A 13,616-nucleotide genomic window follows, 5' to 3' on the forward strand; every position below is an offset into this window, starting at 1 on the left:
TCAAAGCGTGACCTTCCAGTCATTGGGCACCGTCTGGCGCGTTCCCGCAACCCAGTCATTCACCCAGACGCTGCTGGGCAACGGGGCCTTCAACCCGAAGTCCAACGCGCCGCTCAACTTGACCACCGGCGCCGGTGCAGCCGCCACAGAGGCGGACGATGCAGTGCCGGCCGACGGCGCGCCACCCGCAGTCGCGGGGGCCGTCGCCTGTGCAGGCGACACGAGTGACGGCTCGGGCACCGCCGTCTGGACCATCGAGGCCTGCTGGCTCAGGCGCAAGGCGAGCAGCGCATCGGCGGCGGTGATGCGGCCGTCGCGGTTCAGGTCGGCCAGCAGCACGGGATCCAGCAGCGGCTGGGCGGCAAAGCCGGTGTCGGCGCGCGCGGCGACGGCCTGGATCAGGCCCACGTCCTCGCGTTCCACCTTGCCGTTGCCGCTGGCATCCCCCAGCACACCCACCACCTGCACGCCCAGGTCGGCGCGGGCGGCGGCGCCGTCCACGCTGACATCCATCAGGCGCAGCAGGCGGCTGCTGCCGGCACTGGAGCCGGCCGGCACGCTGGTGGTGAGCGTGACCAGGGCACGCTGCGTGGCGTCGGGCAGCGCGCTGCCCAGCGTCAGTTGCACGCCCAGACGGCCGGCAACGCTGGTGTCCAGGCTCATGACGCTGCCGGCCGGCGCACCGGCGCCCAGGTTGACGGCGTCGATGTGCAGGGCCGCCGGGTCGTAGGCGAGTTGCAGGTAGACCGTGCGCGCACCGGCCGCTTCGCGGATCTGCAGGCTCAGCGCCTGGTTCGCGGCGCCAGCCGGCATGACGAGGTTGCCGACGCTGACGACGGCGCCGCTGGCGGCACCGACGCTGAAGCCGGCGACGAAGTCGTCACCCGTCGTGCCATCGGCATTGCCGTCCAGTTGCTGGCCGTCGGCCAGCGCCGTGAAGCCGGCGGCACCGGACTTCAGCGTCAGGCTGTAGTTGCCGGCCGGCAGCACACCGCTGGTGACGACAAAGCGCAGGCCCTGGCCGTCGGCGTCGAAGAACACGCTGCCGCCGACCCGGCCGGACGGCCCGTCCAGCCACAGGTCTTGTACGCTGCCGGTGCCATAGGCCTGGATCAGCGCCGTGTTGATGGCGCGGTCGAAGCGCAGGCTGAAGCCATCGGCCTCGGGCGTGACGCGCGAGACGACCGGGCCCACCGGCGGCGCCACCGGGGCCGGGATGGCCGCCACGGCCAGGCCCTTGCTGGCGTTCAGCACCAGCAGCGCATCGGCCGCCGTGAGGCGTCCGTCACGGTTGACGTCCGCAACGCGCGTCGGGTCGATCAGCGTGTAGGCCGCAAAGCCCGTGTTGGTGCGCGCCGCCACGGCCTGGATGAGGCCCACGTCGTCGGTCGTCAAGCTGCGGCTGGCGTTGGCATCGCCCAGGTTGGCCACCACATGCAGGCCGTCGTCGGCACGCAGTGCACCGCCGTTGCCGCTGAGGTTGGCCAGGCGCAGCACCTCGGCCGCGCCGTAACCGGCGGACAGTGGCACCGTGGCCTGCACCAGCACCAGGTTGCGCAGCGCCGCGTCGGCGATGGCCGCGCCCAGCGTGACCTGCACATGCAGCCGACCCGGCTGGGCGAGGCTGCTGGTGATGCTGCTGCCGGCCGGCAGGCCGCTGGCCAGCGTGGCGCCCGTCACTTTCAGCAGGGCCGGGTCGAAGTCGAGGTCGAAGCTCAGCGTCTGGAAGCCGGCGCCGCGCTCCAGGCTGACGGCGAAGGCGCCGAGGGCCGGGTCGTAGCTGGCCGCCTGGCCGGGGCCGCGGGCGAACTCCTGCACCGCCAGCACGGCGGCGCTGGAAGCGGCCACCGTGAAGCTGCGGGTGTAGGCGTCGCCGGCGACGCCGTCGCCGTTGCCGTCCAGGCGCAGGCCGCCCAGGCTGACAAAGCCGTCGGCACCGGCCTTCAACGTCAGCTGATAGCTGCCGGCCTCGAGCAGGCCGCCGGTCTTGACGAAGCTCGCGCCGCGGCCGTCGGCGTCGAACACCAGGCTGCCTGCGACCCTGCCCTGCACGCCGTTGACCGGGCCGGTGAAGTCGACATCGGGCACGAGGGCGCCGACGCCGTAGAGCTGGATGAGGCCCTGGTCGATGGCCTGCTCGAAGCGCAGGCGGAAGCCCGTGTCGGTGGCCTGGAAGCTCTGCACATGCAGCGCCGGCAGTGCCGGCAGCACGTTCAGGTCGACGCGCGCGGTGGTCGTGCCGCCAACGCCGTCAGCCAGGCGGTAGGTGAAGCTGGTCGCGCCGCTGAAGCCCGCCGTGGGCGTGAACTTCATGCGGCCGTCGGCAAAGACCTGCAGCGTGCCCGCCAGGCCGGTCGTGTCGACCGACTGGATGGCCAGCACGTCGCCGTCGGCGTCGCTGTCATTGGCCAGCAGGCCCGGTGCAGGGATGTCCAGCACCTGGCCGGCGATGACGGTGTAGCTGTCGTTGGCGGCCACCGGCGCGGTGTTGGTGACGGCGATGCGGACGATGCCGGTCGCCGTGCCGCCGAAGCCGTCGCTGACCTGGTAGCTGAACTGCGTGTTGCCGATGAAGTCAGCGGTCGGCGTGAACGCCATGCGACCGTCCGCGAAGACCTGCACCGTGCCGTTCAGGCCGGTGGTGTCGACGGACTGGATGCTGAGCGCGTCGCCGTCGGCATCACTGTCGTTGCCCAGCAGGCCCGGTGCCGCGATGTTGAGCACCTTGCCGGCATGCACGCTGTAGCTGTCGTCGGCAGCCACGGGGGTGGCGTTGCCGACCGTGATGCGGACGATGCCGGTGGACGTGCCACCGACGCCATCGCTGAGCAGATAGCTGAACTGCGTGTTGCCGGTGAAGCCCGCCGTGGGCGTGTACTTCATGCGACCGTCGGCAAAGACTTGCACCGTGCCCTGCAGGCCGGTGGTGTCGACGGACTGGATGGCCAGCGCATCGCTGTCGGCGTCGCTGTCGTTGCCCAGCAGGCCCGGCGCCGGGATGTCCAGCGCCTGGCCAGCCCGCGTGGTGTAGCTGTCGTCCTGCGCCACGGGCGCGGCATTGGTGACGGCGATCTTGACGATGCCCGTCGTGGTGCCGCCAAAGCCGTCGCTGAGGCGGTAGGTGAACTGCGTGTTGCCGGCAAAGCCCGCCGTCGGCGTGAAGCTCATGCGGCCATCGGCGAAGACCTGCACCGTGCCATTGAGGCCAGTGGTGTCGATGGACTGCACGGTCAGCGCGTCGCCGTCGGCGTCGCTGTCGTTGCCCAGCAGGCCCGGCGCCGGGATGTTGAGCACCTGGCCGGCGTGCACGCTGTAGCTGTCCTGGGCCGCGACCGGCGCGGTGTTGGTGACGGCGATGCGGACTATTGCCGTGGACGTGCCGCCGACGCCGTCGCTGAGCCGGTAGCTGAATTGCGTGTCGCCGGTGAAGCCCGCCGTCGGCGTGAACGTCATGCGGCCGTCGGCAAAGACCTGCACCGTGCCCTGCGTGCCGGTGGTGTCGATGGACTGGATGGCCAGCGCGTCGCCGTCGGAGTCGCTGTCGTTGGCCAGCAGGCCCGGCGCGGGAATGTTCAGCACCTGGCCGGGGCGCAGCGTGTAGCTGTCGTCCACCGCCACCGGCGCCGCATTGCCGACCGAGATGCGGACGATGCCGGTGGCCTGGCCGCCCAGGCCGTCGCTGAGCTTGTAGCTGAACTGCGTGTTGCCGGTGAAGCCGGCCGCGGCAGTGAACTGCATGCGGCCGTCGGCAAAGACCTGCACCGTGCCTTGCGTGCCGGTGGTGTCGATGGACTGGATGCTCAGCGCGTCGCCGTCGGAGTCGCTGTCGTTGGCCAGCAGGCCCGGCGCCGGGATGTTGAGCACCTGGCCGGCGTGCATGGTGTAGCTGTCGTCGGCGGCCACCGGGGCTGCGTTGCCGACGGCGATGCGGACGATACCGGTGGACGTGCCACCCAGGCCGTCCGCCAGCCGGTAGCTGAACTGCGTGTTGCCGGTGAAGCCCGCCGCGGCGGTGAACTGCATGCGGCCGTCGGCAAACACCTGCACGGTTCCCTGCGTGCCGGTGGTGTCGATGGACTGGATGCTCAGCGCGTCGGCGTCGGCGTCTGTGTCGTTGGCCAGCAGGCCCGGTGCGGCGATGTTCAGCACCTGGCCGGCGTGCATGGTGTAGCTGTCATCGGCGGCCACGGGGGCCGTGTTGGTGACGGCAATGCGGACGACGCCGGTGGACGTGCCGCCGTTGCTGTCCTTCAGCGTGTAGCCGAACTGCGTGTTGCCGACGAAGCCGGCGTTGGGCGTGAAGACCAGCTTGCCGTTGGCATCGATGCTGGCCGTTCCCTGCAGGCCGGTCGTGTCGATGGCGCTGACGGAGAGCGCGTCACTGTCGGCGTCGCTGTCGTTGGCCAGCACACCCGGGGCGTTGATGGTCAGCACCTGGCCGGCGTGCACGCTGTAGCTATCTTGCGCGGCGACGGGCGCCGTGTTCGTGACCGCGATGCGCACGATGCCGGTGGACGTGCCACCGTGGCTGTCCTTCAGCGTGTAGCCGAACTGCGTGTTGCCGACAAAGCCGGCATTGGGCGTGAAGACCAGCTTGCCGTCGGCGGCAATGGTGGCCGTGCCCTGCAGGCCGGTCGTGTTGATGGCGGTGACGCTCAGCGCGTCGCCGTCGGCGTCGCTGTCGTTGGCCAGCACGCCCGGGGCGTTGATGGTCAGCACCTGGCCAGCGTGCACGCTGTAGTCGTCTTGCGCGGCGACGGGCGCCGTGTTGGTGACGGCAATGCGCACGATGCCGGTGGACGTGCCGCCCTGCCCGTCGCTGAGCGTGTAGCTGAGCTGCGTGTTGCCGACGAAGCCGGCGGTGGGCGTGAAGACCAGCCTGCCGTTGGCATCGATGGTCGCCGTGCCCTGCAGGCCGGTCGTGTTGATGGCGGTGACGGTCAGCGGATCGCTGTCGGCGTCGCTGTCATTGGCCAGCACGCCCGGGGCGTTGATGGTCAGCACCTGGCCGGCATGGACGCTGTAGCTGTCGTCCGCGGCGGCAGGGTTGTGGTTGGTCTGCTCGACGGTGACGGCGAGGTTGGGCGCCGCGAACGTGCCGTCCTCGTTGGTGGCGGAGGCCTTGATGGTGAAGCCGCCCGCCGCGCCGTAGACGTGGGTGGCGCTGGTCGCGGTGCCGGCGACGTTGCTGGTGTTGCCGTCGCCCCAGTTGATGGTCCAGCCGCTGAGCGTGTCCAGGCCGGGGTCGCTGGACGCCAGCGCCAGCGTGTAGACCTGGCCGGCGCCAATCGTGGCGGGGCCCGAGGCGGACAGCGTCGGGGCGACATCGTGCACGACGACGTTGAACGTGGCCGTGGACAGGCCGCCCGCGCCGTCGTTGGCCTGGATGTTGAAGGCGTAGGTCGCCTCGCCGTCCGTGGCCGTCCAGGTGATGAGACCGGACGTGGCGTTGATGGCCGCGCCCGCGGGGCCGTTCAGCAACGACCAGGTGATGGGGCCGGGACCGTCAACGTCGGTGGCCGTGGCGGTCAGGCTCAGCGCCTGGCCTTCGTTCAGCGTCTGCTGCGCGATGGCGGCGATGACGGCCTTGTCGTTGACCGGGTTGACGACCAGGTTGATGGTCGCGTTGCCGCTCTTGCCACCGGCGTCGGTGACCTTGAAGACGAAGCTGTCGATGCCGTTGTAGTCGGCGTCCGGCGTGTACGTGACGGCACCAGTGCCGGCGTTCAGCGTGCCGAGCGTGCCGTGGGCGGGGCCGCTGACGAGGCTGTAGGTGAGCGCACCACCCTCGGGGTCGGTGCCAACCAGCGTGATGGGCTTGGCGACGTCCTCGCTGACCTGCACGGTCTGGCCGTTGGCCACCGGCGGGTCGTTGAACTCCATGTGCAGGGCCAGCGTGCTGGGGGCGTGGGCGCCGTCTTCGTCGGTGGGCGTGACGCTGACCGTGTAGTTGCCATCCACGTTGGCGAAGGTGTGGGTCAGGCTGCCAGGGTTGCCGGCAATGGCCTGGGTGCTGCCATCGCCCCAATCGACGAACAGCGACGTGATGGTGTCGGTGCCGGGGTCGGTGACCGTGTAGGTGAAGGTGTAGGCCTGGCCGGCAACGCCGTTGCCCACACCGCCCACCGAACCGGGCGCGGTGAAGTTGAGCTTGGGATCGACGTCCTTGACGAGGATCTTGAACGCCAGGTCGGCGCTGCGGCTGGGCGTGCCGCCGTCGCTGACGCGCACCAGGATGTCCACGTTGCCGGGGCCGTCGGTCGGTGTCCACGAGAACAACCCGGTGGTGGCGTTCAGCGTGGCGCCGGCCGGGCCGCTGAGCAGCGTCCAGGTCTTGCCCGGGCCGTCAGGGTCGGTGGCGCTGAGCTGCACCTGGATCTGGCTGCCCTCGTTGACCTGCTGGTCGGCCACAGGGGCGATGACCGGCGGATCGTTGACGTTGACGACGTTGAGGCTGAACGTGGCCGTGGCCGACGTGACGGCGTTGCCGGGCGTGCCGTCCGGGTCGCCGCGGTCCTTGGCGCGCCAGGTGAAGCTGTCGGCGCCGATGTAGCCGGCGGTGGGCGTGTAGACCCAGGCGCCGCCCGCGCCTTGCGTCAGCGTGCCGTGGGCCGGGCCGGTGACGAGCTCGAACGTCAGGTTGGCGCGCGCGGTCTCCTCGTCGGTGGCGGCGAGCAGCAGGTTGACGCTGCCGTTCTCGTTGACGCTGCCGGACTGGTTCTGCACGACCGGGGCCGTGTTGGTCGGCGTGATGTTGAGCGTGATGGTCGCGGAGGACACGCCGGTCTTGCCGTCATCGACCTTGAAGACGAAGCTGTCGGCGCCGTTGTAGTCGGCGTCGGGCGTGTAGGTCAGCTTGTGCGTGACCGGGTCGATGGCCGACAGCGTGCCGTGCAGCGCATCGGTCGGGATGGAATAGATCAGCGCGTCGCCGTCAGCATCCGTCGCGGCCAGCGTGATCTCGATGCTGCCGTTCTCGGCCACGTTGACGGTGGCGGGCGCGGCGACCGGCGCATGGTTGGTGCTGCGGTCGATGGTGAAGGTGCGGATGTAGTCGCCACCCGGCGTGCCGTTGGCGTCACCGTCCAGCGCGTTGCCCGCGGTGTCGTAGATGGCCTTGGTGCCGGACAGCGTCAGGCGGTACTTGCCCTCGGCCAGCACGCCGCCGAAGTTCAGCGTCAGGCTGGTTTCGGGGAAGGAATAGAACGGGTTGAGCTTGACGACGACGTCGTCGCCGGTGTCGAACTGGCCGTCCACGCCGGCGCGGCGCAGCTCGTAGTTGGCCGGGCTGCGGGCGGACACGCCGTTCAGCGCCTCGTTGAAATCGATCTGCACGGCCGAGAACGCCAGCGCCGTCGTGCCCCCATTGACGGGCAGTTGCGAGATGCTGGCGACCAGCGGGCCGGTGGTGTCACCGGACGCGCCCTGGAACTCGTAGGCGCCGATGTCGTAGTAGACGAGGCCGGGCGTGGGTGTCCACAGCAGCGAGCTGGCGCTGGCGAGGTTGGCCTGGCCGTCGTAGCTGGCCAGCACGTAGGTGGTGCCGTTGCCGGCCGACATGCCGATGGTGGGCGTGAGGCCGGTGTTGCCGGCGCCGTAGTCGAAGCGCACCTTGCCGTCGGCGAACAACGTCATCGCGACATTGACGTCGGTGGCCGTGCCCTGCAGCTTGGCGGCCCAGCGCACGGTGATGCTGGTGGCCGTCTGGCTGATGAAGATGTCCTTGCCGGCGGGGCCGGTGTCGAGGTCGTCCCACAGCGGCGCGATGCGCACGTTGCGCAGCAGCGTGTCGGTGGAATTGGCGTTGCCGTAGTAGTAGGACGAGTCGGTGCCGGTGTCGAACGACACGTAGCCGTTCGCGTTGACCCACATCTTGGTGTAGGTCTTGCCGTAGAACGTGAAGTTGAAGCCGAGGGCCTGCTCGAAGGCACCGTCGCTCGTCCTGAACGGCTTGGCGGTGCCGGTGGCGGCGAACTGCGCGCCGGCGTCGGACGCGACGAACAGGTCCCAGCCCGTGCCCTTGTTGCTCACATCGGGGTCGTTGCGGCGATCGCGGCCTTCGATGTCCTTGGCCGGGGCCAGGTAGGCGTTGCCAGCGTCGATGGCCGCCGAGAAGGCGTCCAGCTCGAAGTTGTCGTCGAAGCCGTTGCCGGTGGAGACGCCCTGCTCGCCGAGGATGTTGTCGGCGCCGTCGATGTCCAGGAACAGCGGATTGCCGGTCTGCGAGTTGGCATCCTTGCCCGAGGCCGTCTGCCAGGCGGCGAGCGTGGCCTGCGTCGCGCCGTTCCACAGGCCGATGAAGGCATTGGCAGCCGGGCCGCGGTACAGCAGGTTGTAGTTGCTCTGCAAGCCGACCTGGCTGTTGGCGTCCACGGCAATGCCGTAGCCGGCATCGACGCGCAGGATGTTGTTGACCAGCAGCACGTTGGCGGCGTTGGCCGTCAGGCGGATGCCCTCACCCACCGTCTGCAGGATGGTGTTGTTGTACAGGCCGTCACCGGATTCGATGGTGTGGCCGCCCTGCACGCGCACGCCCTGGTTGGTGTTGGCATAGATGACGTTGTTGAAGATGCGGCTGTAGCCGGTGTCGATGACGCCGACCGAGTTGCTGTAGATGCGGTTGCCCTCCAGCACGCCGTCGTAGAACTGCACGCCGGTGGTGTTGGCGTAGATGGCGTTGCCGCGGATCGTCGTGCCGTACTGGCCTTCGATGCCGGTACCGTTGTGGTGGACGAGGTTGCCCTCGATCAGCAAGGTGCCGGAGTAGTACTGGATGCCGTAGTTGGCCTGGTTGTAGACCTCGTTGTCGCGGAAGACGGCGTTGCTGCCGCCGTAGTTGTAGAGGCCGAAGCCGCTGTTGTCGTGGACCTTGTTGCCCTGGGCCAGGTTCCCGGTGCCGCCGTAGAAGTACAGGCCGTTGGCGTTGTTGCGGATCTCGCTGTTCTCGACGCGATTGTTGGTCGCGTTCTCGAAGTAGATGCCGCGACTGGCGTTGTTGCGCAGCACGTTCTCGGTGAACAGGTTGCCGTCGTTGCTGGTGCCCAGCCAGACGCCGTCGTTGGTGTTGCTGTTGATGTCGTTGGCGCGCAGCGTGTTGTTGTCGCTGTCGGTGTTGTTGTTGAACACGACGCCATAGGCGGCACCGGTGATGCTCAGGTGGTCGACGGTGACGTTGTCGGCGCCGGAGAACTCCAGCGTGTAGGCGCCCGTGTTGGTGTTGCCGCGGCTGATTGCCGTGATGTGGCCCACGCCGCTGGCGCCGCTGATCTGCACGCCGGAGTCGCTCGCCTCGAACGGTGCATTCGTGTAGAGGCGGTAGCTGCCGCTGTCGACGTGAACGACGTCGCCCGGGTTCAGGTCGTAGGCACGCAGCAAGGCGGCCAGGCTGGACATCGGGTGGGCCGCATCCTTGCCGCTGTTCAGGTTGTTGCCGATGGCCGTGGTGCTCTCGTCGCCGACGAGGCTGGCGTCGTTGATGAAGAACTCGGTGCCGCCATTGGCGATCAGGAAGGGTTCGTTGGAGACGTCCTGCGCCGCGACACTGCCATCGCCATGGCGCACGACGGCGCGCACGAGGGCGGTGTTGCCGTTGGTGGTCTGGTCCGGTGTCCAGCTGTAGTGGCCGTTGCCGAAGCGGTCCATGCCAAGGCCGGTGGCCAGTGTCTGCCAGGTGGTGCCGTTGTCCAGGCTGGTCTGCAGGTCGACGGTGGCCTGCAGGTCGGCACCCGGGACGACGCGAAGGACCTCGATGCCGCTGATCTCGGCGCCCCAGCCACTGTTCTTGGTGATGAGGTCGAGGTTGATGCCGTTGCCACTGCTGGCGACGACGTTGAACTCCCTGACGACCGCCTTGAGGTTCGCCCCCGCTGCGGTGCGGATGTCGAAATTGCTCTGCACGGTGTTGCCGTTGAGCTTGATGTCGAAGGGGCGGTTGCCCGGCTGGGCGTAGATGTAGCTCTCGGCGAAGTGCAGTCGGATGACGTACTGGCCGTCGGCCACCGGCAGGGCATAGCTCAAGCCCTGGCCGACGGTGCCGTTGGCATAGACGTTGGTCTGGTAGACGCTGGCAGGCGCCGGGTTGGTGACGCCACTCAGGTCGACCGGGTCGGCAAAGCTGGTGTAGCTGTAGGCCTGGATCTGGTAGGCGTTGCGCACCCAATTGCCCAGCACCGGGTCGCCGACCGGGCCGGCGTTGCCGGCGTTGATCAGCAGCGCGGCCTCGGTCGTCGTGATGCCGGCGGTGTGCCAGCTGATGTCCGTGGCGGTGCCGACCTCCAGCTTGGCATAGCCGTCGGGGCCGGTGACCTGCACCATCGGCACGGTCGTGGCCGTGGCCTGCGGCGTGTTGCCGTAGGCACCCATGTCGATGCGGCCGCCGTTGTTGGTGGGTTCCCTGACGTAGGCGAAGGCCGGGTCGCCGGCATCGACGCCGGCAGCACCGACCGGCAGGCGGAAGTTGTCGTCGCGGCCGGTGTCGCCCTGCACGCGCTGCAGGCGCAGCGCATCGGCGCTGAACTTGCCGTAGGCAGCAGCGTCGCTGACGCGCACGGTCAGCGTGGTGCCGGTGACGACCACGGTCGAGATCTCGCGCCACTTGGCACCGTCGGCCGTGAAGTCGTTGGGCAGGCTGTTCTGGCCGGTGCGCTGGAAGCTGACCAGCCGGTCGGGATCGACCAGGCCGTCGTAGATCTCGTACGGCGTGTTGCTGGCGTAGCCGCCGCTGACGTTGTGGTTCCAGGTCGCGGCGACCTGGTAGGTGCCGGGCGTCAGGTCGGTGAAGGTGTAGGTGGCGTAGTTGCTGCCGGTGCCGTAGAGGTTGCCGCCGGCCTCGCGGCGGTCGCCGGCGTAGCCAGGCGTGCCTGACGTGACGGTCGTGAAGCTGCCGCTGAAGCTGACGCCGATGTCGCCGTCGTCCAGGATGATGGCGCTGCCCAGCGGCGCCATGGACCAGCCGTAGGCGTTGTCGGCGCCGTCGACGTCGATGAACTGCACCGGGGCGACCTGGCTGTGCAGGTCGTTGCCGGTCTCGAAGCGCCAGGTCAGCAGGTTGCTGAAGTCGGCGGCCTCCCAGTTGATGCCCAGGAAGTCGGTCGGGTCGCTGCCGCTGAACAGGTTGTAGTCGCTGTCGAAGCCACGCTCGGCACTGGCCGGCACGAAGATGGCCGTGGCGTCGGTCAGTGCAAAGATGTTGTTGCGCAGGCGGGCGTTGGTGGCATTGGCCTCCAGCTCGACGGCGCGACCACCGTTCTGGCGGATGGTGTTGTTGTAGAAGCCCTGCTGGTCGTTGCCGGTGCGGCCACCGGCGATGCGTGCGGCCGTCACGTTGGCCCAGAAGACGTTGTTGCTGACGAAGTCGGAGCCGGTGTCGCGCAGGCCCGTCGTGTTGCTGTAGATGCGGTTGCCGGTGATGGTGCTGCTGGAGGCTTCAACGCCCAGCGTGTTGGCGTAGATGTGGTTCTCGAAGATCTCGGCGCTGCTGCCGCTGACGCCGGTGCTGTTCTGGCGCAGCACGTTGTTCTCGCCGCGGGCGCTCTGCAGGTACAGGCCGGTGCTGGAGCGCCAGACCTCGTTGTTGCGCGCCACGCCCTCGTAGTAGAGCTGGATGCCGGTGCTGGTGTCGTGCACGCGGTTGCCGCTGATGACGGGCGCGTCGTTGGCCTCGTCGCCGGCCGAGTACGTGTAGATGCCGGTGGACTGGTTGTAGACCTCGTTGCCGGTGATCTGCAGCCTTGTCGTGTACTGCCCGTAGATGCCGGTGCCGCCGTTGTCGTGAACGGTGTTGCCCAGCACCAGGATGTCGTCGACGTTCTGGCCTATCCAGAGGCCGCCGCTGGTGTTGCCGCTGACCTCGAGGTTCTTCAGCGTCAGGCGGTGCGAGCCGCTGTTGTCGCCGACGACGAGGCCATAGGTGCCGCCGCTGAGCTTGAGGTTTTCCAGCGTCACGTCCGTCGCGCCAGCGACGTTGATCGAATACTGGTTGCCGTTGGTGTTGCCGCGGTTGAGTTCGCTGACGGCGTGCAGCGCGCCGACGATGCGCACGCCGGAGTCCTTGGCCGTGAGCGTGAAATTGGTGATGAGGTTGTAGCGGCCGCTGTCGACGAAGACGGTGTCGCCCGGGCCGAGGTCGTAGGCGCGCAGCAGCGCCGACAGGCTGGCCATCGGGTGGGCCGCGTCCTTGCCGCTGTTGGCGTTGTCGCCGATGGCCGTCGTGTACTCGTCGTTGGTGGTGGTGCCGTCGTTGACGTAGTAGACCTTGCCGCCGTTGGCGATCAGGAAGGGTTCGTCCGACGTGTCGGTCGCCGCGGTCGTGCCATTGCCGTGCACGGCGATGGCACGGATCAGCGCCGTGTTGCCGGCGGTCGCGAAGTCGGGCGTCCAGGTCGTGCGGCCATTGCCGAAGCGGTCCATCGTCAGGCCGCTGGCAATCGTCGCCCAGGAGAGGCCGTTGTCCAGGCTGACCTGCAGGTTGACCTTGGCGTTGGCATCGCCGGCGGGCACGACGCGCTGGACCTCGATGCCGCTGATCAGGGCACCCCAGCCGCTGACCTTGGTGATGAGGTCAAGGTTGATGCCGTTGCCGCCACTGGCCGACACCGTGAACTCGCGCACCACGGCCTTGAAGTTCGCCCCCGCGGTCGCGCGGATGTCGAAGTTGGTTTGCACCGTCGTGCCGTTGAGCTTGATGTCGAACGGACGGTTGCCGGCCTGGGTGTAGACGTAGCTCTCGGCGAAATGCAGTCGGATGACGTAGTCGCCATCGGTCACCGGCAGCGCGAAGCTCAGGCCCTGGCCGACGGTGCCGTTGGCGTAGACATTGCTCTGGTAGACGCCGGCCGGCGCGGGGTTGGTGACACCGCTGAGGTCCACCGCTTCGGAGAAGCTGGTGTAGCTGTAGCTCTGCGTCTGGTAGGCGTTGCGCTGCCAGTTGCCCAGCTCGCCACCGGCGATGGGCCCGGCGTTGCCGGTGTTGATGGCCATCACGGGCTCGGTCGGCAGCAGGCCGGCCGTGTGCCACTCGATGGTGGTGGGCGTGCCGACGGTCAGCTTGGCGTAGCCGCTGGGGCCGGTGACCTGGATCATCGGCGACGGGCTTTGCGTTGCGCCGGCGGTGTTGCCGTAGGCGCCCTGGTCGACGCGGGCGCCGTTGTTCAGCGGCTCCAGGCTGTAGGGCGAAGTCGGGTCACCGCCATCCACGCCAGCGGACCCGGCGACGAGGTGGAAGTTGTCGTCCGCGCCGTGGTCGCCGCCGATGCGCTGCACGCGGATCGCATCGGCCACGATCTTGCCGTAGGAGGCGGCGTCGCTGACGCGCACGGTCAGCGTGTCGCCGGTGATGACGACGGTGGCCAGGTCGCGCCACTTGGCACCGTCGGCCGTGTAGTCGGCAGGCAGGCCTTGCAGGTTGGTACGCATGTTGCGCACGAGGTTGGCCGCCGTCGCCGCGCCGTCGTAGAAGTAGAAGGGCTGGTTGCTGGTGTTGCCCGACGTGCTGTTCCAGGTCGCGGCGATGACATAGGTGCCCGCCTGCAGGCCCGTGAAGGTGTAGGTCGCCTCGTTGCTGCCCGTGCCGTACTGGTTGCCGTTGGCCTCGCGGCGATCGCCGCCGTAGCCCGGCG

The 13,616-nt window shown here is 68.7% G+C and carries 1 protein-coding gene (cut by a window edge); it reads right to left on the reverse strand.

Annotated features, from left to right (window positions below):
- Positions 1-13,616, reverse strand: the final stretch of a protein-coding gene (locus AC1D29_RS26820) for an Ig-like domain-containing protein (RefSeq protein ID WP_477903308.1). 29,656 nt of this gene lie beyond the right edge of the window; only the last 13,616 of its 43,272 coding nucleotides appear in the window; its start codon lies off the right edge, out of view — the gene reads right to left on this strand; the stop codon is at positions 1-3.

The sequence above is a fragment of the Roseateles sp. P1_C6 genome, assembly GCF_056406315.1.